At 68.5% G+C, this 20,530-nt stretch carries 18 protein-coding genes and 4 pseudogenes; 12 read left to right on the forward strand and 10 right to left on the reverse strand.

Features of this window, described 5'->3' with window-relative positions; all coding sequences use genetic code 11:
• Positions 1-190: 190 nt before the first annotated feature.
• The 3 genes and pseudogenes from ACFSL4_RS29665 to ACFSL4_RS29675 form a co-directional block, all read right to left on the reverse strand.
• A complete protein-coding gene (locus tag ACFSL4_RS29665; RefSeq protein ID WP_381089562.1) occupies positions 191-955 on the reverse strand; it encodes an alpha/beta fold hydrolase in 765 nt (254 codons plus the stop codon).
• An 85-nt stretch (positions 956-1,040) separates the two neighbouring features.
• The gene (locus ACFSL4_RS29670) at positions 1,041-1,307 is read right to left on the reverse strand and encodes a hypothetical protein (protein WP_381089796.1); all 267 of its coding nucleotides are present in this window, start codon (positions 1,305-1,307) and stop codon (positions 1,041-1,043) included.
• Between the two features lie 142 nt (positions 1,308-1,449).
• Positions 1,450-1,716: pseudogene (locus ACFSL4_RS29675) on the reverse strand (integrase catalytic domain-containing protein); the annotation flags it as partial.
• Positions 1,717-2,242: 526 nt separating this feature from the next.
• Here ACFSL4_RS29675 and ACFSL4_RS29680 point away from each other — a divergent pair.
• The 3 genes and pseudogenes from ACFSL4_RS29680 (at position 2,243) to ACFSL4_RS29690 (ending at position 3,505) form a co-directional block, all read left to right on the forward strand.
• Positions 2,243-2,446 carry a hypothetical protein gene (locus ACFSL4_RS29680; protein WP_381089565.1) on the forward strand — a complete coding sequence of 68 codons (204 nt, stop codon included), beginning with the start codon at positions 2,243-2,245 and terminating at the stop codon, positions 2,444-2,446.
• Between the two features lie 33 nt (positions 2,447-2,479).
• Positions 2,480-3,109, forward strand: a pseudogene (locus ACFSL4_RS29685) (reverse transcriptase domain-containing protein); the annotation flags it as partial.
• A gap of 93 nt (positions 3,110-3,202) precedes the next feature.
• Positions 3,203-3,505, forward strand: coding sequence for a group II intron maturase-specific domain-containing protein (locus ACFSL4_RS29690; RefSeq protein WP_381089799.1), 303 nt, complete (start codon positions 3,203-3,205; stop codon positions 3,503-3,505).
• On the opposite strand, the gene ACFSL4_RS29695 is transcribed toward ACFSL4_RS29690, so the two are convergent.
• The 3 genes and pseudogenes from ACFSL4_RS29695 to ACFSL4_RS29705 form a co-directional block, all read right to left on the reverse strand.
• Positions 3,486-3,995, reverse strand: a complete 510-nt coding sequence (locus tag ACFSL4_RS29695; protein WP_381089568.1) for an IS3 family transposase — start codon at positions 3,993-3,995, stop codon at positions 3,486-3,488. The two genes, ACFSL4_RS29690 and ACFSL4_RS29695, sit on opposite strands and share 20 nt — an antisense overlap.
• Positions 3,996-4,099: 104 nt before the next feature.
• Positions 4,100-4,282 (reverse strand): annotated as a pseudogene (locus tag ACFSL4_RS29700) (transposase); the annotation flags it as partial.
• Between the two features lie 30 nt (positions 4,283-4,312).
• A complete protein-coding gene (locus ACFSL4_RS29705) occupies positions 4,313-5,275 on the reverse strand; it encodes a LysR family transcriptional regulator (RefSeq protein ID WP_381089802.1) in 963 nt (320 codons plus the stop codon).
• A gap of 95 nt (positions 5,276-5,370) precedes the next feature.
• Between ACFSL4_RS29705 and ACFSL4_RS29710 the strand changes: the two genes are divergently transcribed.
• Entirely contained in the window at positions 5,371-6,528 is a 1,158-nt protein-coding gene (locus ACFSL4_RS29710; RefSeq protein ID WP_381089571.1) for a nuclear transport factor 2 family protein, read from the forward strand.
• Between the two features lie 124 nt (positions 6,529-6,652).
• Here the strand turns inward: ACFSL4_RS29710 and ACFSL4_RS29715 are convergent, their stop codons facing one another.
• Together ACFSL4_RS29715 and ACFSL4_RS29720 are read right to left on the reverse strand one after the other, a co-directional pair.
• The gene (locus ACFSL4_RS29715) at positions 6,653-7,213 is read right to left on the reverse strand and encodes a transposase family protein (RefSeq protein WP_381089574.1); all 561 of its coding nucleotides are present in this window, start codon (positions 7,211-7,213) and stop codon (positions 6,653-6,655) included.
• Positions 7,214-7,419: 206 nt separating this feature from the next.
• A pseudogene (locus ACFSL4_RS29720) lies at positions 7,420-7,668 on the reverse strand (transposase); the annotation flags it as partial.
• Positions 7,669-8,079: 411 nt separating this feature from the next.
• Between ACFSL4_RS29720 and ACFSL4_RS29725 the strand changes: the two are divergent.
• Positions 8,080-9,273 (forward strand): IS701 family transposase, encoded by a 1,194-nt coding sequence (locus ACFSL4_RS29725; RefSeq protein WP_381089577.1) that lies wholly within the window; start codon positions 8,080-8,082, stop codon positions 9,271-9,273.
• An 18-nt stretch (positions 9,274-9,291) separates the two neighbouring features.
• Here the strand turns inward: ACFSL4_RS29725 and ACFSL4_RS29730 are convergent, their stop codons facing one another.
• Positions 9,292-11,277 carry a helix-turn-helix domain-containing protein gene (locus ACFSL4_RS29730; protein ID WP_381089580.1) on the reverse strand — a complete coding sequence of 662 codons (1,986 nt, stop codon included), beginning with the start codon at positions 11,275-11,277 and terminating at the stop codon, positions 9,292-9,294.
• 284 nt (positions 11,278-11,561) lie between these two features.
• Between ACFSL4_RS29730 and ACFSL4_RS29735 the strand changes: the two genes are divergently transcribed.
• On the forward strand, positions 11,562-12,353 hold the full coding sequence (locus ACFSL4_RS29735; RefSeq protein ID WP_381089583.1) for a methyltransferase: 792 nt from the start codon (positions 11,562-11,564) through the stop codon (positions 12,351-12,353).
• Here the strand turns inward: ACFSL4_RS29735 and ACFSL4_RS29740 are convergent.
• Complete coding sequence (locus tag ACFSL4_RS29740) at positions 12,341-13,456, reverse strand: transaldolase family protein (RefSeq protein ID WP_381089586.1); 1,116 nt, start codon at positions 13,454-13,456, stop codon at positions 12,341-12,343. The genes ACFSL4_RS29735 and ACFSL4_RS29740 overlap by 13 nt on opposite strands.
• Positions 13,457-13,748: 292 nt before the next feature.
• On the opposite strand from ACFSL4_RS29740, the gene ACFSL4_RS29745 reads away from it, so the two are divergent.
• The 6 genes from ACFSL4_RS29745 (at position 13,749) to ACFSL4_RS29770 (ending at position 20,512) form a co-directional block, all read left to right on the forward strand.
• Positions 13,749-14,237 carry a cupin domain-containing protein gene (locus tag ACFSL4_RS29745; protein ID WP_381089589.1) on the forward strand — a complete coding sequence of 163 codons (489 nt, stop codon included), beginning with the start codon at positions 13,749-13,751 and terminating at the stop codon, positions 14,235-14,237.
• A 74-nt stretch (positions 14,238-14,311) separates the two neighbouring features.
• Positions 14,312-15,973 (forward strand): FAD-binding oxidoreductase, encoded by a 1,662-nt coding sequence (locus ACFSL4_RS29750; protein ID WP_381089592.1) that lies wholly within the window; start codon positions 14,312-14,314, stop codon positions 15,971-15,973.
• A gap of 8 nt (positions 15,974-15,981) precedes the next feature.
• Complete coding sequence (locus ACFSL4_RS29755; RefSeq protein ID WP_381089595.1) at positions 15,982-17,448, forward strand: MFS transporter; 1,467 nt, start codon at positions 15,982-15,984, stop codon at positions 17,446-17,448.
• Between the two features lie 74 nt (positions 17,449-17,522).
• Positions 17,523-18,284, forward strand: a complete 762-nt coding sequence (locus ACFSL4_RS29760) for an SDR family NAD(P)-dependent oxidoreductase (RefSeq protein ID WP_381089598.1) — start codon at positions 17,523-17,525, stop codon at positions 18,282-18,284.
• A gap of 272 nt (positions 18,285-18,556) precedes the next feature.
• Positions 18,557-19,723: a 3-deoxy-7-phosphoheptulonate synthase gene (locus tag ACFSL4_RS29765; RefSeq protein ID WP_381089601.1), complete on the forward strand. Its 1,167-nt coding sequence runs from the start codon at positions 18,557-18,559 to the stop codon at positions 19,721-19,723.
• Between the two features lie 18 nt (positions 19,724-19,741).
• Positions 19,742-20,512: a 2,3-dihydro-2,3-dihydroxybenzoate dehydrogenase gene (locus ACFSL4_RS29770; RefSeq protein WP_381089604.1), complete on the forward strand. Its 771-nt coding sequence runs from the start codon at positions 19,742-19,744 to the stop codon at positions 20,510-20,512.
• Positions 20,513-20,530: the final 18 nt, after the last annotated feature.

The following is a 20,530-nucleotide window of genomic DNA, read 5'->3' on the forward strand; positions in this document are numbered from 1 at the left end:
TTCAGGAGCCCGATCGACTACGAACGAGACTACCGAGCCGCCCTCGCCGAGGGACAGGCCGCATAGATCGTCTCCACGCTGCGAGGGGATTGACACAAGGAGCGCGCCCGCATCCGCAGCGAGAAAGGCGTCCGCTGGGGCGGACGCCGCCTCGCACAGGCGGCCTGACCGGGACATCCGGCAATCACGCTCAGCCAGCGGGGACCGTCTCGCGCAGAAAGCCGGTCAGCAGGTCCGTCACCGCGGCAGGCCGCTCCAGACTGGGGAGATGACCGGCCCAGGGCAGTTCGAGGTGCCGGGTGTCGGCGAGCAGACCCGGCAGTTGGGCCGCGATCTGCCGAAAATCCGCCAAGTCGTGGCCGCCCGAAAGAGCGAGGCAGGGTGCCTTGATCGCTGACAGGTCGATCTCCACCTCGTTCCGCCCGGCCCCCTCGGGGGCGGCCAGTTGCACCTCGAAGGCATGCCGCTGCATCCCGCGCACCTCCTCCCGGACCGCCTCCTCTGCGTCCGGCCCCAGCCAGGTGTCCACGTTCAGTTCCACGGCCCCCGCGATATCGCCCGCCTCGAGCAGCGCGTCCTCCCGCTCGCCGAACGCGCGTAGCTCATCAGTGGGTTCATGCCCTGGCAGCCCGGCGCACAACAGCGCCATGGCGGATACTCGGTCCGGACGGCGTGCGGCGATCTCCACGGCAACACGTCCGCCATACGAGGAGGCGATCAGCGCGGCTTGCTCGATTCCGAGGGCGTCCAGCAGGTCCAGTACATCCTCTGCATCGTTGTGGCGCCGGTCCGGCAAGGGAGTCCGGCCGAAGCCCCGGAAGTCGCAGCGCACCACCCGGTATCCGGCATCGACCAGGGCCGGCCACTGCGGATCCCACATCCGTCGGTCGCACACCGCGGAGTGCAGTAGTACCAGCGCGGGACCGTCTCCGGTTGCATCGTAAGCGAGAGTCATGCGGCAGACCCTAGGCGGCGAGTGACCGAAGCACCCATGAATTTCACCGCCGGTAGTTGTCAAGTCAAATGAGACGTTCGCGGTGCTATGAACCTTGTGATGCGGGTTGCCTGCGTTTCGCCGGGTCGTTGATCCAGACCTGGCCGGGTATCTCGGGTGGCTTCGGTCGGCGGGCGAAGCGTTCGGGGTGGCGTTCGTATGCCTCGGCGAGAGCGGCGGCCCGCTGGTCGCGGACCTCTTCTGCGGTGCCGAGGTGGACGGAGGCGGGGGTGTGCAGGCCGATCCCGGAGTGTCTGTGGTCGTGGTTGTAGTAGGTGATGAAGGCGTCCGTCCACTCCCGGGCATGGGCCAGCGAATCGGAAGCGTTCCGGGTAGTCGGCGGTGTACTTCGTGGTCCTGAACTGGCTTTCCGAGTACGGGTTGTCGTTGCTGACCCTGGGGCGCGAGTGGCTCCTGGTGATGCCGAGGTCGATCAGCAGTTGGGACACCTTCTTGCTGGTCATCGAGGTGCCGCGGTCGGCGTGCACGGTCTCGGGCACGATGCCGTTGCGTTCGATCGTCTCGCGGATCAACTCCTCGGCCCGCTCGGCCGTTTCGGCCCGTTCGACGGTGTGGCCGACGATGTAGCGGCTGAAGATGTCGATGATGACGTAGGCGTGGTACCAGATGCCCTTGTCCGGGCCGGGCAGCTTGGTGATGTCCGTGTGCCACGAATGCAAGAAGAGAGGTGCGAAATGTAGGTAGGACCCTCTTGGAAGCAATGCTGCGTGGAAGATGAAGGAAGGCCCTTCGGAACCGCTCTGCGGGGAGAGGTTTCAAACCGCCACATGCCGCGTTGGCTGAAGACCGTCGTGGTGAGCGATGTGGAAAAGGCGCCCGCGAGGCGTCAGGTGGGGATCAGGAAGGCGAGCGAAAGCGAATCGCTGATGACGTGTCGAAAACTTACAGACGGCATCAAAACTGGGGGTGTAGATATGGCTCCAGGACGAATCTGGCGGACACCCGTTTACTGGCCAGGTGATGCCCGGCATGGAGGCGACGCGAGCCTGATCTGCTGCTTTCACGTGGAACGTGGGAAGGCGAGTCCCGGCATCGTCGCCCGAACGGGCGGCGTAAGGGAGCGTCCCGAGACGGCAGAAACCGCGAGGGACTGAGTACCGAGCCCGGGGCTCGCTGGCGGACCGGCCCGTAGTAGTGAGGAAGCCCCTGTAACGGGGGTGGAGCGAAGGGGCCGGGTCATCCGTGGCTGTGTTCGTTCGATCAACCAGAGCGCCTGGGAGGAGTCGCGTGAACGAGCTGAAGTCTCCAGAGAAGCCGTTTGATATCTCAAAGTGGGAAGTCTGGGAGGCATGGGAGAAGGTCAAAGCCAATAAAGGGGCACCGGGGGTAGACGGCTGCTCAATCGAAGACTTCGAGAAGGACTTGCAAGGAAACCTCTACAAGCTCTGGAATCGGATGTCGTCGGGCAGCTACTTTCCACCTCCGGTGTGAGCGGTAGAAATCTCCAAAGCTCATGGCGGCGGGATCAGGATTCTCGGCGTTCCTACCGTCGCGGACAGAATCGCGCAGACCGTCGTGGCCGCACGGCTGGAAGCTCGGGTGGAGTCAAAATTCCATCCGGATTCCTACGGATATCGGCCTGGAAGGTCGGCGCTGGACGCGGTGGAACGGTGCCGAGAACGCTGCTGGAGGAAGGACTGGGTGGTCGATCTGGACATCCAGAAGTTCTTCGACAGCGTCCCCTGGGACCTTGTTGTCAAGGCGGTGGAGGCCAACACTGATGCCGTTTGGGTGAAGTTGTACGTCACGCGCTGGCTGAAGGCGCCGCTGCAACTGCCCGACGGAACTCTGCAGCGGCGAGACCGGGGGACCCCGTAGGGGTCGGCGGTCTCGCCCGTGCTGGCGAACCTGTTTCTCCACTATGCGTTCGATGCCTGGATGGCCCGGGAGTTCCCGGGCGTCCAGTTCGAGCGGTACGTGGACGACGCGGTCGTGCACTGTGTCAGCGAGCGCCAGGCCAGGATGCTGGTCGAGGCGATCGGCGGCAGGATGGAGGAGGTCGGGCTGAGACTGCACCCGGCCAAGACCCGGATCGTCTACTGCAAGGACGCGAACCGCAAACGCTCCTACGAGCACACGTCGTTCACGTTCTTGGGTTTCACGTTCCGCGCCCGCTCGGCGCGCAGCAAGCACGGGGCCACGTTCCTCTGTTTTCTGCCCGCGGTCAGCAGAGACGCCCTGAAGAAAATGGGCGCCGAGGTGCGCGGTTGGCGCATCCACCGGCGTACCGGGCACACCTTCGCTCAGCTCGCACGGTTCATGAATCCGATCGTGCGGGGCTGGATCCAGTACTACGGAGCGTTTTACCCCTCCGCTCTGAGGCCCTTCCTCCAGCGCATCAACGCCTACCTGCTGCGCTGGATCCGCAGAAAGTACAAACGGCTTGCCGGCTACCGCAAGGCCAGGACATGCCTCCAAGGGATCACGCAGCGATACCCAGGGATGTTCGCGCACTGGCGCCTATGCCGCACTATCTGGGGAGCAGGGTGACAAGAGCCGTGTAACGGGAGACTGTTACGCACGGTTCTGTGGGAGCCGGAGGGTGAGACTCCCTCCGGCTACCCGACCCGACGAGCTTCTCGCCGGGCGCATCCGTGGCGAAGTCGCGGCCGACGAGGTCCGGCACCTGGCTGGCCGCGGCCTGTGTGAGGTTGAACCTCTTCGGCCGTGGCAAGCAGGGAAACAGGCCCAGTTCGCGCATGAGGCGGCGGACAAGTTCCACGCCCGCGGCGACGCCCCAGCGGCGCAGCTGGGCCTGAATACGCCGGTGCCCATAGGTACTGCCGGACATGTCGAAGGCTTTCCTGATGAGCAGTTTCAGTTCTTCGCGCCGCTGAGCTGTCACGGATTTCGGGCGGGAGCGCCAGTCGTGGTAGCCGGATCTGGAGACGCCGAGTCGGCTGCACATGAACTCGACGCTGTACGCGTAGTTCCCTGTGTCGAGCCGCATCTCGTCGATGAACTCGTACCTGCTTGCCACCGGGGATCCTTCGCGAAGTACGCTGCGGCTTTTTTCAGGAAGCTGACTTCCATCTCCAGCTCACGGTTGCGTCGTTCGAGTTCCTTCAGGCGCGCCCGCTCGTTCACCGTCAGGTCCGTATCGGGAGCTGGCTCCTGCTGCTTCTGGTACTTTTTCACCCAGCCGCGTAGCGTCTCCGGGTTCAACTCAATTTCCCGGGCGACTTCGGAGATCGTCTTGCTTGACCTCAACGCGATCTGGACGGCTTCCTCGCGGAACTCCGGTGAATACCCACTGAGTGGGGCCACTTCTTCCTCGTTTCCTTGTTCAGGACAACCCTATTGGGTACCTGTCCGGAAACCTCGTGACCCCTCAGTGCCCGTCCCATCCGGCTGGTGGGCGGCTTGAGCTGGACGGGCCGAGGCGAACACAGCGGCGAGCCGGTCATGGAGAGACGCTGCGCAGGGGTGGGCATTGCGGCGCGGTGTGATCGTGTAGATACCGCGGGTCGGGGGATCCAGAAGGCCGACCGTGGTGACATCGGCCCGCAGCGCGCTCGTCAGCACTCCGGGGATCAACGCGATGGCATGACCAGTAGCGACCAGGGCCAGCTTGCCGGGCAGGTCGGCCGCGGTGAGGTCGATGCGGGCGCTGATTCCGGCGCGGGCGGCGTGCTGGCGAAGGAGCGCCGCCGAGCCGTCGTTGTCCTCGACCCAGGTCTGGTCCGCCAGATCCTGAATGCGCACAGGCCCGTGCCCGGCCAGTGGACGGCCGGCGGGCAGGACGACGACCATCTCGTCCAGCCCGAGGAACCGCCGGTCGACCCGCGGGTCGACGGCCAGTCCCGGCGGAGCGTCGGTGACGACGGCGATATCGAGATCGCCCGCGATCACCCGGCTGTGCAGTTGTGCGCTCAGGCCGGGGAGCAGGCTCCACCGGATGGATCCGGCCTGCTTCAGCAGGACCCGGACGGCCTCAGGGACGATCCCCGCGGCGAGAGACGGCGTTGCTCCGATGACCAGGGGACGATCACACACTCCGTCGCGAACGTCTCGTACCGCGCGAACGGCACGGTCGGCCTCGTTGAGCGTGGCCAGGGCATGGCGCCGGAACACCTCACCGGCCGGCGTCGGGCGCACACCACGCGCGTGGCGCTCCACCAGAGGCACGCCGAGCTGCCGTTCCAGCCCGGCGATCTGCCGGGAGACGGCTGACTGCGTGTGATTGAGCTCGGCTGCCGCCGCCGACAGTGATCCGACCCGGCACACCGTCACGAACGCCCGCCACACAGCCAGATCCATGGCGGCAGTATGCCCAACCCGTATGCGAATCCCGCAGGGCGGGCATGCGAAATCTGCGCTTGTCGCAGCCATAGAGGTGCACCACTGTGGCGCGCATGACCACACCGCACACGATCGCCGTCCTCGGTCTGGGACGCATGGGCAGCGCCATCGCGACACGCCTGGCCGCCCAGGACTGGGACGTCGTCGGCTGGACCCGCTCAGGGCGCACATCAGGCACCGTCAAGATGACCAGCGATCCGAACGAAGCCGTGGCCCAGGCGGACCTTGTCCTCCTGGCGCTGTTCGACGGCCCGGCCTGCCAGCAAGTCCTCGACGACGTCCGTGACTCACTGCGAACGGACACGATTGTGCTCAACACCAGCACCGTCGCCCCCGCCGAGGCGTCGGAACTGGCCCGGCAACTCGGCCCGTCCTACGTCCACGCACCTCTGCTCGGCTCGGTGCCGGCTGCAGCCGCGGGCACCCTGCAGATCCTCGCCGCCGCCGACCAGAACGCACTCGACCGAGTCCGACCAGTTCTGGAAACGCTGGGCATCGTCCGGCGCGAGGACGACGCCTCCACCGCCGCCGCGCTCAAGCTGATCGCCAACAACAGCCTCGCCGGCGCTGTCCTCGCACTGCGTGACTCACTGCGGCAGGCCGACGCCCTCGGCCTGCCCCGTCCCCAGACGCTGAACATCCTCGAACTCGGCCAGCTCGGCGGCCTTGTGGCCCGCAAGCGCCCCTTCCTCCTCGACGAGCCGACCGATGCCATGGCCGAATTCACGATCGGCGCGCTGGCCAAGGACATGGCACTGCTGGCCGACGCGTCGGACACCCCTTTGCGCGGCGCGGCCGGCCTGGCCGACACCCCTGCTGCCCCCGAGGCCGACATCGCCGTCGCCGCCACGGTCCCCGCCGTGGAGAAGGCCGTGCTCGACCCGCTCCGCGCCTACATCCGCGGACACGCCACCGGCGACCCCACCCACTTCCGCGACGCCTTCCTGCCCACCGCCCACATCGAAGGGATCCGGGACGGTGCATTCGTGTCCTGGCGACTCGACGAGTACTGCACCCTCTTCCAGGGACAGCCAGCCCCGGACGAACCGACCCGCACCCGCCGCATCGACGCCATCGACGTCCACGGCACCGTCGCGACCGCCACCATGACGCTCTCGCACGGCGCGGACACGTTCACCGACATCTTCCTGTTGGTCCGCGCCGACGACGGCTGGCGCATCGCCAACAAGGCGTATCACCGCCACTCCTGAGAGCGGGAAGCGACCCTTGCCCTCGGGGAATGATCACTACGCACACGGGGAACGATCTTCAGAGCCTCTTGCCGCCGCACGTCACGCGTACTCGTGAACACCCCACGCACGACTGTTCTTGAGTTCACTCTGGGCAGTTGACAAGATCCCGCTGATCTTCATGATCAGTCGGGATCTTCGTCGTTCCCCGGGTCTGTTCGGCTGTGTTCGGGGCGGCGGATGGGTTTTGCCGCTGGCGCGGTCGGTGTGGCCGGGGCGGTGGTGGGTGGTGTGAGCATCGCGAGGTGCCCGGGGCGGCGGGGCCGGCCGTGGTCGTCTGCGGTTCTGCGTGCTCAGTTGCTGGTGGGGTGCCGTGGCACCGGAAGCCCCGCCTCAGCGATCGGTGCGGCCTCGCGCGGGCGTGTCGATTCAACGCCCCTGGCTCGCTTTCGGCGGCGGAGCGTACCGCTGTCCGATGAGGATGCGGTGGCGAAGAAGCCTTGGCACCAAGCCCGGTACACACCACCCGCCGCACCCGTGCACGGACCGCCACCCGTCGCCCGTCGACCGGCGCATCGGCCACGGTCCGCAAGTGACAGCCGTGCACACGCCCGGACAACGCCCCGCAGCTCGGGCACGGCACCGGAGCATCCGGCGTCCGGGCCCGCACCAGAAATCCCCTCCCCTTCGCCGGACACCCCCTCACCCGGCAAGGACGAGGGGGTGCAGGCGGATGGCGTCCTGCCGGGTGCCGCCGGGTGGTGTAGCCGATCGACGGACCGGAAATCGCAGGTCACGCCGGGTACTTCGACCGGCTGGGGTACTCCCGGCCCCTGACCGGGCTGCTTCGCGTGCCGCGCCGATGGGGAGAGCACCGCGAGCCGGGTACCGGAGGGCGAAGCGCGTGATCGCTCACACCACCTCGCGGGATGCGACCTGCAGGCGGGCGATGCCGAGCATGGCGTGGTGGACGCCGTCGCCCTTCGGTCGGCAGTCGCGCGGAATCTTCCAGGCCTTCATGCGGGCGAAGGAGTGCTCGACGCGAGCGCGGAGCCTGCGGTGGGAGGTGCTGTGTTCCCCTTTCCTGGGCGGGAGTTCGGCCAGGCCGCGTTCGCGGCGGTGCGGGGTGATCAGGCCGGTGCCGCGGTAGCCGCCGTCGGCGGTGACGGTGCCCAAGTGGTACAGCGGCCCGGCCGCCGGACATTCTGTGGAACTCTCGTGATCACAGCATCCGTCGCAGAACCACCGCAGGTGGTGTTCGGGCCCCGACAAGGCGGCCTTGACCATCGGCTGGGACAACGAGCAGGCGATCTGCCCGCGCGGAGCCACGGGTGTGCCCTGGAGCAGCCTGAACACCAAGTCCGATAAGCGTGTTGAGCTCAAAGCAGCCGCGGGGTGACCGCACCACACACACCGCCGGCGTCATCTCGCGGCCGCCCTCGGAGCAAGCCTCTCGGAAGTGGCCAGGCAACCGTCGTCGCTCGCAGGTGTGTGCCCGGTGCACCTCCCGTTGCCAGACGCGGGCGGCCAGTGTTGAAAACACAACCGTGAAGTCGGCGAACGGGGGGAATCGTGAACGCGAGAGTCGTCTCCAGTCACCGAATACGAGAAGGCGCCCACGACGTCACCGATCCGGGCGACGAGTTCAGTGCTGCGCTCTTCGCGTCGTTACGCCGCAGTGACCAGCGGCTCAGGGCACGACACTATCTGAGTGGGCTGCTGGCGGCGAAGGGACGCAAGACGATCCGGAACATCGCCACGCTCGTCGGCGGTGCCGCGGCCGAGCAGAGCCTGCACCACTTCATCAGCAACTCCACCTGGGACTGGTTGCCCATACGCCAGGCCCTCGCCGACCATGTCACGCGGGTGCTGGCACCACGGGCCTGGGTCGTACGACCGCTGTTCATTCCGAAGGCAGGCGAGTACTCGGTCGGGGTGGAGCGGCAGTTCGTCCCGGGGTCCGGACAGGTGCTCAACGGCCAGCTGGCCTTCGGGGCCTGGGCCGCGACCGAGGGGACCAGCGTCCCCGTTCAGTGGCGGTTGCATCTTCCCGAGTCCTGGCTCGGGAACGCGCGCAGGCGTCGCAGGGCGGAGATTCCCGACAGCGTCCAGGCGGAGACACCGGATGAGTGCACGACCGCCACGGCGCTGACAGCGCTGGGCCGGTGGGAGGTGCCGACGCGTCCCGTCGTGCTGGACACCCACGTGACGGATCTCGGCAGGGGCATCCGGCCCTTCGTCGACGCTCAGGTTCCCCTGCTCTCCAGGGTGAATGGGAGGACCCCGCTGATCGTGGCGGACCGCGCGATGCCCGGGTACCGGGCGGGAGCGATCCCGGCCCGCCACATCATGGAGTCCGTGCAGGGGCTGCGTCGTCCGCTGGAGGCCGCCCGGGGACCGGTGCGGCGCACCACGCTCGTGGCGGCGGTGCGGGTACGACTTCCCCGGCCGTACTCCGGGCCCGAGCTGTTGCTGATCGGCGAGTGGCACGAACGCGGGAAGGCGCCGACGGCGCTCTGGCTCGCGGCCCCGGCGACGGCACCGGTCGGCGATCTCGTGCGGTTGACGTGGCTTGCGCAGCGGGCCGCCCAGGACGAGAAGCAGATCAGCGAGCAGGTGGGTGTTCGCGACTTCGAGGGACGCTCGTTCCGGGGCTGGCACCGCCACATGACCCTGGCCTCCGTCGCCCACGCGGTGTCGGTGCTGGCGGCCGGGGCCGACGAGTCGGACGAGCAGCGTTTCCGCGCGCTTCGGCCCTCCGCCTGACGCTTGTCCCCCTGGCCCTTACACCCCTGACCCTTGTGCCTCCGCCCCCTGTGGCGCCTGGCTGCCGGTGTCCCCCACCGCCCTGGAGGCCGCCTGCCGGTGCTGCAGGGTGCGCCGGGTACGGTGCAGCCGGAGGGCGAGCTGGATGTCGAGTGCCCGTTCGGGATCCTGCCAGTCGGCTCCCAGGAGTTCGGTGATGCGCTCCAAGCGTCTGGACACCGTGTTGGGGTGAACGTGCAGGCTCGCTGCCGCGCGCGTGGGGCTCGTAGAGGAGGAGAAATAGGCGTCGAGTGTCCGGGTCAGTTCGGTGAAGCGCTGGGTGTCGTAATCCAGCACGGGGCCGATCACGGCCTCGATGTAGTCGCCGATGTCGTGGGTCTCGGAGAGCAGGACACCGAGGAAGCCCATCTGCTGTGGGGTGGCGACGCCACCGAGGTTGCCCAGTTCGGTGAGCGCCTCCAGGCAGCTGAGGGCCTCGCGGTGGGCCTGCGCCACGCGGCCCGGGCCCGAGACGGGACCGGCCGCCCCGACCGTGACGGGATGGCCGACGAGCGGCGCGAGCTCCCTGGACACCGCGGTGGCCGCCGCGAGCGGGTCCTCACCGGGGACCAGCAGCGTCACACAGCCGTCACGGAATCTCATGAGCCCGGACACGCGATGGGCGTACGACGACGCCCACGCGGCGGCCCGGCCTTCCGGACCGCCCTCAGGCCGGGCCACCACCATCACATGCGGTTCGTCGATGGAGATGCCGAGGCGGCGAGCCCGCGGGATCATCTGACGCGGCTGCGGCGGGATGTCGCTGAGCAACTCCTCTAACAGTTCGTCACGGATCTGGTCGTGGGCCACCGTCGAGGTGCGCTGCAGCAACAGGATGAGGGCGACCGCCCGCGCGGTGAGCTGGAGCAACCGCACTCCGAAGCCGTCCGTGAGCGGTTCGTCGGGGACCAGCAGAATGGCACCCAGGTTCTCGCCGCCGGCGGTGACCGGCGCGACCCAGCCGCCCTCGGACATGGGCACCGGGCAGCCGGCCGCGTGGGCGTCGTAGGTCCACCTGAGCACGTCGTCCTCGGCGAGTTCGGGCGGGGTACCGGTGACGACGACCGTTCGTCCGAGGCAGTCCCTGACGACCAGTGCCCCCGACAGTTCCTCGACCGCCGCTTCGGCGAGGGTCTGCGGGTCGCAGCCGCTGAGCACCAGGTCGATCAGCCGGATGTAGGCGGCCTCGACGCGGCGCTGCACGTCGAGACTGCTCCTGGCGCGGGAGGTGTCCAGTTCCAGCTCGGTCACCTCGGCGCGGGTCTCCTCCAGCAGCCGCGCGCGTTCGATGGCGACGCCGGCGAGCTTGCCGAGTGAGCGCATGAGGCTGATCTCGTCCGGCGTGAAGTGCCGTACCTTCCGGTCGGCGCCGTAGAGAGTGCCGAAGACCGTGGTGCCGTAGCCGAGGGGTACCGCCAGGATGGCGTGCAGGCCTTCGGCCCGTACGACGGCATCGATGTCAGGGAGGTGCGGAATGTCCCTGTCGGTCAGGTAGTCGGGGCTCCAGGCGGGCGCCCCGCTCCGCTGGACAAGGCCGCCGAGGCCGGAGTCATCGTCGGTCTTCAGGCCCACGCTGAGTGAGGTGGTCTCGCCCTCCGCCGCGCGGATGGAGGAGGCCCGGCCCTCGCCGTCCGCGTCGCGCAGTCCGATGTAGGCCATGTCGAAGTTCAGCAGTCGGCGTGCCCGCCGTGCGATCTCGTGCAGGAGCGCGTCCATGCCGTGCACCAGGATGAGGTCGTGGGCGGTGTCGACGAGCGCGGCGAGTCCGGCCTCCCGCTGCTGTGCGTGGCTGATCAGGGCCTGGACGCGCGAGGCCAGGCGGACGGCCTGGTCGAGCTCCGCAAGGGTGTCGTCGGAAGCCTCCTCGTGTCGGGCGGCGCGCAGCAGTTCCTCGAACCGCGCTGCCGGTGCCCCCTCGGCGAGCAGTTCCAGCACGGACATCCCATCCGGAGAGGCGGCCGACACCAGTCCCCCCATCATCATCCCCCGTGATCAGGCAAGTCGGTCGTTAGCGAGCCTAAACTTGGGGCCCCGCGGAGGCAACTGCTTGCCATATATGGGCGTACAGGTGTTCCCGTACGGGTGGCCGAGTCACCCATTTTCCCGGTCAACTGTGTGGTCGGATCACCTGTCGCTCGTCGGGGATGTCACGGAAAGATCGAGCCGGGCTTTGTGAGCACGGGGACGTGAGCGGTGACCGGGAACGCCGAAGGCGGTGCCCGGCGCGCAGAGGGGAACGTCGGGGCGGGATGTCCGAGATCAAGAGTTATCTACGTTCGCTCGAACGCAGCCGTGACTCCATGCGAGCGGAACACCGGCCCAGGGTCTTCTCGCTGCGCGGAAGGGAGTGGGACCTCCTCGGCACGGTCTTCGCCCCTGTGCACGCGGGCACCACCGAGATCGTCCTGGACATGCTCGGCCTCTCCGATCCCGCGTGCCCCCCCTGGCGCGGCGCGTTTCTGGAGATCGGCTGCGGCACCGGAGTCGTCGCCGTGACCGCCGCCCTCGCGGGCTGCGAGCGGGTCGTCGCCTCCGACATCAACGCCGAGGCGGTGGCGAACGCCCGGCTCAACGCGCGGCGGCATGGGGTCGCCGACCGGGTCCTGGCCGTGCACAGCGACCTGTTCGAAGCGCTGCCCGGCGGGCAGCGCTTCGACACCATCGTCTGGAGTTCCCCGTACGTCCGCGCACCGGAGGATTACCGGTTCGCCACTCCCCTTGAACGTGCCTATGTGGATCCCGGATACGAAGCACATCGCAGGTACGTGGACGAGGCACCGCGTCGGCTGACGAACGACGGCCGGGCCCTGCTGCACTTCAGCAGCAGAGGGGACATGGACGGCCTGCACCGGATCGCCGAGGAAACGGGGCGGCGGTTGCGGGTGCTCAAGAGGCACGTCATCGTCGACAGGGGGGACGTGGTCGAGCACTTCCTGGTGGAGGTACGTTCCGGCGAGGAGCCGTCGGAGGTGCACGACGACGCCGTGCGCCGCGGCGGGCCGCGTACCCAGCCCGCCCGAACGATGACTCAGCCCGCCTGAACCGCCGTCAAGAGCTTGTCCCAAGCGGCACGTTCCCTCTCGATCGCTGCGGCTTCCAGGTCGCGCGCGAGCGAGTCGAGGACGATGCCGGCCCATCCGTACGAGTCCAACACCCGGCAGGCTGCGGCCTGTTCACCGGAGAGGGTGTCGCCGTGGAACCCCTCGCCCAGGTCCAGCGCTTCGAGCGCCTGCTGAGGCAGGGCGTGCAAGGTCATCCAGGCGATGAGCCGTTCGACCCGGTCCAGCGCGGCCCGAGGGGATTCCGGCGCGTTCTCCGATGTCCAGAGCAGCCGTTGGGGGCGGGCGCCGTCGGCAACCAGGGAGCGCCAGTGCGAACCGCCGAGGCTCTCCTCGTAGCGGCGGTAGACGAGTCGCGCGGTGGCCACCCCGGCCTGTCCGCGCAGCGCGGCGGCGCAGGGGTTCGCCGAGCCTTCCAGCAGAGCGTCGACGCCGGCGTTGAGATGGCCGATGTCCAGGGAGACGAGCGAGGTGACGGCGGACGCGGCGTGACCGTCGGCCGTGGCGCGCTCCAGGCCGCGGAAATAGGCGTCCACCGCCTGGGCGTACCGCTGCACGGAGTACACGGAGGTGACGTGCACGCCGACCCCGTGGGCGAGCACGTCACCGGCGGCGGCAAGTCCCCTGACCACGGCGGGGATCCGGATCAGTACGTTGGGGCGGTCGACCATCTCCGCGAGCCGCCTGGAGTGGTCGGCCATGGCCTTGGCATCCGCGGCCAGGCGGGGCGCGATGCCCAGGGAGACCCAGCCGTGCAGGCCCTTCGTCGCCCGGAACATCGGTTCCAGCGCGGTGCAGGCCGCACGGACGTCCTCCGCGATGAGCGCATAGACGCGTTCCTCGGCCGAGGCGGCCGCGCGTGAGAGCCGGCTCAGCTGGTCCCCGTAGACGGTGGTGTCCGAGATGGCGCGTGCCACGGCCGCGGGCCGGGAGATGACACCGCCGACCAGTCCGTCGGCCACCAGTCTTTCCAGGCTGCCGTCGGCCAGCCGGCCGCGATGGTAGTCGTCCAGCCAGAGGCCGACCCCCTCCGCCGCGAGTTGGTCCAGGACACCAGTGCGTCGCGAGCGCGGACACGTGGTCAATGACTGCCTCCGCTCCAGCAGTCCAAACAGATGTAAAGGACATCCACAATTCTAGGGTCTGGCACCACGCTTCTGTGCATGCAGCGGTAACGGCCGAGTCACTGCGTGATCACGTCGCGGACACCTGACAAAGTGCGCGGCGCGGGGTTGCGTGTCGGCTCGTCATGTGTTCCAGAAGGCCCCGGGGTGATACCTGACAAACTAATCCGTTCGCGTTGCAGGCGGCGATGGTGGCGTGTGAGGCTCCCGATGAACTGGTGAGTGAGCGAATGCAGAGTTCTCTGGAGGGACCTTGACCGCAGGGCTCGACGGACGGTCGCCCGTGATTCGCCGCGACGGCGAGGGGATTTCCCGGCTCTGGGGGAAGGGGTCGGTGGTCACCACGAAACTCTCCGCCGAGGAGACCGGTGGCACGCTGGGCATCACCCACTTCAGCGCGGTGATGGGAGAACGCGCACCGCGCCACACCCACACGCTCGAGGATGAGATCTTCATCATCGAGGGAGGGGAAGTCCTCCTCACCGTCGGAGACAGCACCGAAATCGTCAAAGGCGCCGGTGTGCTGTTCCTTCCACGTGGCATACCGCATTCCTACCTGGTGGAGAGCGAAACCGCCCGTTTCTATGTCATCACCACGCCTGGTGGATTCGAGAGGTTCTTCTCGGAGGCCGGCTACCCGACCGGGCTGGGAAATTCGGCGCCGGTCGGTGAATCGTGGTCGGTCGACCGCACCATGGAATTCGCGGAGAATCTCGGGCTCGGCATGATCTGGGGCGACTGACCGCTCAGCGTATACCGGACCTGTGTGACTTTCCAAAAGCTTGCACCCCGATACAGAAAGAGAACGCGAGTTCCATGAAAAGACGAAGTGTCCTGGCCGGCACGGCCGCCGCGATAGCCGCCACGACCCTGGACGTCGCCCCCGTCGCGACGGCCGCCACTGCCGCTTCCACCGCCCCTGGCTCTGACGCCGTCACCGTCCTTCCGGGCGACCCCCGCTATGCCGATCTCGTCGTCGGCAACAACTCCCGCTGGGTCGCCCGGCCTGATTCCGTGCGGCTGGTGCGGAACACCGAGCAGGTGGTGCGGGCCGTGCAGGAGGCCGTGGACGGCAACAAGCGGATCTCGGTGCGCAGCGGCGGCCACTGCTACGCGGACTTCGTCTTCAACTCCGAGGTCCGGGTGGTCATCGACACCTCCCTGCTCGACACCATCGCCTACGACGAGGAGCTCAAGGCCTTCGAAGTCGGTGCCGGATCGACGCTGCTCCATGTGTACGGCTCCCTCTTCAAAGGCTGGGGCGTCACCATCCCCGGTGGCATGTGCTACTCAGTGGGGATGGGCGGTCACATCAGCGGCGGCGGCTACGGAATGCTGTCCCGGCGGCACGGCCTGACCGTCGACCACCTGTACGCGGTCGAGGTGGTCGTCGTGGACGCGAACGGCAGGGCGCGCAGCGTGGTGGCCACGCGCGAGGCCGACGATCCCCACCGCGACCTGTGGTGGGCGCACACCGGCGGTGGCGGCGGCAACTTCGGCGTCATCACGCGGTACTGGTTCCGCAGCCCCGGTGCCACCGGCGTCGAGCCCTCGTCGCTGCTGCCCAAGCCCCCGAAGGAAGTTCTGGTCAGCGCGCTCGCCCTTCCCTGGAGCGAACTGGACAAGGACTCCTTCACCTCGCTGGTGCGGAAGTTCGGCGCCTGGCACGAGAGGAACGGCTCCGCCGACTCCTCCGCGGCTTCCCTGTGCAGCTTCCTCATGATGAACCACAAGGCGAACGGCGGCATCGGCCTGCTCACCCAGATCGACGCCACCGTCCCCGACGCGGAGAAGGTGCTCGGCGACTTCCTCGCCGAGGTCACCTCTTCGCTGTCCGACGCGGCAGTACGCCCGATGTCCGAGCCAGTCGGTGAACTGGGCGCGCTCCCCGACCTGTTCACGCCACAGCGCCTTCCATGGCTGCACTCGGTCAAGCTGCTGGGCACGAGCAACCCGACCCTGACCAATCCGACGCTGCGTGGCCACCACAAGTCCGCATACCTGCGCAAGAACGTCACCGCGGCGCAGGCCGCAGCGATGTACCGGCACTTGACGCGCACCGATCACGATAACCCCGCGTCCATGGTCGTCCTCCTCTCGTACGGGGGGAAGATCAATACCGTGGGCTCCGGCGACACCGCGTCGGCGCAGCGGGACTCGATCTTCAAGGGGCTGTTCCAGAGCTTCTGGCCGAATGCCGACGACGACGCCGCGAACATCGGTTGGGTGCGTGACGTGTACGGCGAGGTCTTCTCGGCGACCGGCGGATATCCCGTTCCCGGCGCGGCCACGGACGGCTGCTACATCAACTATCCGGACGCGGACATCACCGACACGAGTGTCAACGCCACCGGCGTGCCCTGGTACACGCTCTACTACAAGGGCAACTACCCGCGACTGCAGGGTGTCAAAGCCGCGTACGACCCTCGGAACACCTTCCGGCACTCGCAGTCCATCACCCTTCCCGACCACACGTGAGGCGAGCTGTGCAGCAGCGTGATGTCGCCGCGGCGGAGCGGACGAAACCGGGCGCAGGGACTCTCGAAGCGGCGCGCGAGAGGAGAAGAGGCGTTGCCTTCGCCCTGCTGGCGTCGGTCCAGTTCGTGCTCATCCTCGCCATGAGCGTGCTCAACGTCGCGCTCCCCGACATCCAACGCGAGTTCGGACTCGACCGCGCCGAACTCGCCCTGCTCTCGGCCTCCTACGGCATGTCGTTCAGCGGACTGCTGCTGCTGGGCGGCCGGCTGTCCGACCTGTACGGAAACCGGCGGGTGTTCGTCCTCGGTACCGCCGTGTTCGGCGCGAGTTCGGCGCTGGCGGGGCTGTCCACGGGGCTGTGGATGCTGCTGGCGGCGCGCTTCCTCCAGGGGGCCGGTGCCGCACTGGCCGTACCGGCCGCGATGGCACTGGTGAGTGTCGTACACCCCGAGCCCGCGCGGTACGCCCGTGCCATGGCGGTCTGGGGTGGGCTCGCGGCCTCCGGCGGGACCGCCGGAATGCTGCTGTCCGGGGTGGTGGCTTCGTGGAACTCCTGGCGCTGGGCGTTCGTCGTGCCCGTCGCGGTGGCGGCGGTGACCCTCGCCAGCGCCTCGCGGCTGATCCCCGAAGGCGCGGCTCACCGGGGCGGCCGGCTGGATGTCCTCGGGGCCGCCCTGGTCACCACCGGGATCGCTCTGGTCAGCTACGGCCTGGTGGAGGCGCCGGAGCGAGGCTGGACCTCCACGGTGGCCCTCGGCACGCTGGCCGGCGGCGGTGCGCTGCTGCTGGGCTTCGTCGTTGCCGAGGCACGGGTGGCGCAGCCACTTCTGCCGCTGTCGTTCCTCGCCTCCCCCCGCAGGGCGACGGCGTTGCTGACGGTCTTCCTGGGTGCCGCCGGGATCACCACGATCTTCTTCATGCTCGCGCTGTACTTCCAGGAGGTACGGGGCTATTCCGCGCTGGAGACGTCGGCGGCGTTCCTGCCCTTCGGACTGACCCTGGTCGTCGGCGGCCTGTTCGTGGGCAGGCTGGTGCAGCGCTTCGGCCCGCGCGTGGTGCTGGTCACGGGGCTGGCGGTCGCCGGGCTGGGGCTCGCGGCGCTGGGCCTGATCGGCACGGACACGCCGTACGTGGGCGCCGTACTGGCCGGGCTGGTGCTCTTTCCCGCCGGAGCGGTGCTGGTGTTCGCCGGATCCACCGTCACAGCGACCACCGATGTCCCGCAGGAGCAGGCCGGTCTCGCCGGCGCCGTGGTCAACACCGCGCTGGAGGCCGGGCCGGCCATCGGCCTCGCCGTCCTGGCGACCCTGGCCGCGGGACGCACCACGGATCTGGTGCACAAGGGCAGGAGCACGGCGTCCGCCCTGACCTCCGGCTACGGCTTCGCCTTCACCATCGCGGCCGTGGCCTTCGCCGCCGCCGCGGTATGCGCGCTCGTCCTGCTGCGTCCTCGTGCGCCCCGGGACGCCGGGTGAAGGAGCCCGATGCTTCCGTCACTTGGGCACCCTGAATTCCCATCCGTTACGACACGTCGCCAAGGAGCATCCGCATGACCGCCCGATTCAAGGACAAGGTCGTCATCGTCACCGGGGCCGGAGCCGGCATCGGCCGGGCCAGCGCCAGGGCCTTCGCCCGTGAGGGCGCCACCGTGGTCGTCTCCGGTGCCAGGCCGGAATCCATCGAGGAGACTGTGCGACTCGTCGACGAGGACGGCGGCACCGCCAGCGCCGTCGTCGCCGACGTCACCCGGCCCGAGGACATGGAGCGCCTGGTGCGCACCACGGTGGAGCGCCATGGTGGCCTGCACGTCGCGCACAACAACGCGGGCGTCTTCGGCAAGCCCACCCCGGTCGGCGACCTGGACCTGTCCGTGTGGCAGTCCGTGCTGGACGTCAACCTGAACGGTGTCCTGCTCGGCATGCAGCAGGAGATCGCGCACATGCGGGCGCACGGCGGTGGCGTCATCGTCAACACCGCGTCCAACATCGGCTACCACGGGCGCCGCCCCGGCATGGCCGCCTACGCCGCGTCCAAGGCCGCCGTGAGCACCCTCACCCGGGTCGCCGCCCTGGACCACATCAAGGACGGCGTGCGCATCAACGCGGTGAGCCCTGGTGCCACGGACACCAGCATGTCGCTGCGCCCCGGGGAGACCGACGCCGACCGTGCGGCCCGGCTGGCCACGACGGTTCCGATCGCCCGCGTCGCGACGACGGACGAGATCGTCAACGCGGTGCTGTGGCTGGCGTCCGACGAGTCGAGCTTCGTCGTCGGCCACGACCTCGTCGTCGACGGCGGAGTCACCAGCTGATCCAGCCACCCGGTTTCCTCAACCGATCCACCCGTCCTGGCCTCGTGGCCCGAATGCGCCACGAGGCCAGGACGCGTGCTTTCCGGAACTTTCCCGGCCCCCGGTCGGATGAATTCGTCCCGACCTGTGGATGAATTCATCCAGCTCCGCCGGAACATGACGAAGTAGCGATTCCCCCCTTCACGGAGATTCCTCAATTCCGCAGAATCGATGAAAGCAACTCACGGGTTCAGCCGAAGGAATCCTTCTTCACCCCCACGAGAGGAACCGAGTTGAACAGCGAGCTCGCTTACATCGAATCGCTCCCCGCGCTGCAGCAGCCCGATTGGCAGGGCCATCCCGAGACGGATCGGGTGAGGCGCGAACTGAGCACGCTGCCACCGCTCGTCGAGGCCCCGGACGTGGCCCGACTGCACGACCACCTCGGGGCGGTCGCCCAGGGGCACGCCCAGGTCGTCCAGACCGGTGACTGTGCCGAGGACTGGGCGGAGAACGGCCGGGTGGACGTCGCCCGCAAGGCGGCGGTGCTCGATCTCCTGGCGGGTGTCATGCGCGTCAACGCGGGCAGGCCGGTGGTGCGCGTGGGCCGGATCGCCGGCCAGTACGCCAAGCCGCGCTCCAGGCCCACCGAAACGGTCCAGGGCGTCGAACTGCCCGTCTACCGCGGCCACATGGTGAATGAACCGAACCCCGATCCGGCACGGCGACAGCCCGACCCCCGACGCCTGCTGACCGGCCACGCGGCCGCGCGCGAGGTCATGGAACACCTCGGCTGGGCCGGCAGCGCCCAACGCGCGCAGGCCCCGGTGTGGACCAGCCATGAGGCCCTCCTCCTCGACTACGAACTGCCCATGCTGCGCCGGCAGGACGACGGCGGCCTGCTGCTCACCTCGACGCACTGGCCGTGGGTCGGCGAGCGCACGCGACAGGTGGACGGCGCCCATGTGGCGCTCCTGGCGGCCGTGCGCAACCCGGTGGCCTGCAAGGTGGGACCGACCATGACGCCGGAGGAACTGCTGCGCCTGTGCGAGCGACTGGACCCCGACCGCATCCCCGGGCGGCTGACGCTCATCGCGCGCATGGGTGCCGGTACGGCACCCGAGAAGCTCCCCGCCCTGGTCGCCGCCGTACACGGCGCCGGGCACCCGGTGATCTGGCTGTCCGACCCGATGCACGGCAACACCGAGTGCGGGCCCGACGGTCTGAAGACCCGTTTCGTGAAGAGCGTCATACGCGAGGTCGAAGAGTTCCAGGAATCCGTGGCTTCGGCCGGCAGAATTCCCGGCGGCCTGCACTTGGAAACCACGCCTGACCAGGTTACGGAATGCGTTGCCGACCCCACGTTCCTGGATTCGGTCGGAGACAAATACACGAGTTTCTGCGACCCGCGGCTCAATCCCCGTCAGGCCGTGGAGGTTGCCTCGGCCTGGCGTCGCTGACAAGGAGATCTGTTCACTATGCGGGAAAAGATCACGCTGGTTACGGGAGCCGCGGGCGGAATAGGCGAAGCGGTCGTCCGCGCACTGGGCGAACGCGGCGCTTCGGTGGCCGCCGTGGACAAGGACGGCGACCGGCTGAGCGAGGTGGTCGGGAAACTGACCTCTGCCGGGCTGCGGGTACGGGCGTTCCCCGCCGACGTCACCACGAGCACCGAGGCCGAGCGTCTGGTCGCGGACGTCGAGGAGGCCCTGGGACCGCTCGACCACCTGGTCAACGGGGCGGGCGTACTGCGCCTTGCGAGGACCCGGGACCTCACCGACGCGGACTGGGCGGCGACGTTCGCGGTCAATGCCACAGGGGTGTTCTTCATGTCGCGCGCGGCGGTCAACCGCATGGTCCCCCGGCGCTCCGGTGCCGTGGTCACCATCGCCTCCAACGCGGCGGGCACGGCACGCATGGACATGGCCGCGTACGCGGCGTCCAAGGCCGCGGCGACCATGTTCACCAAGTGCCTCGGCCTCGAGGTCGCCGAGTACGGCATCCGGTGCAATGTGGTCGCCCCCGGCTCCACCGAGACCTCGATGCTCACGTCCATGTGGAAGGACGACCACGGGCGCACCGCGACCCTCGAAGGCTCGCCCGACGCCTACCGCGTCGGCATACCGCTCGGCAAGCTGGCCCGCCCCTCGGACGTGGCCGACGCGGTGGTGTTCCTCCTTTCGGATCAGGCCTCGCACATCACGATGCACGACCTCACCGTCGACGGCGGCGCGACCCTCGGCGTCTGACAATCCAAGCGATACGAG

This window comes from Streptomyces caeni, assembly GCF_042678285.1.
Lineage (GTDB): Bacteria > Actinomycetota > Actinomycetes > Streptomycetales > Streptomycetaceae > Streptomyces > Streptomyces caeni.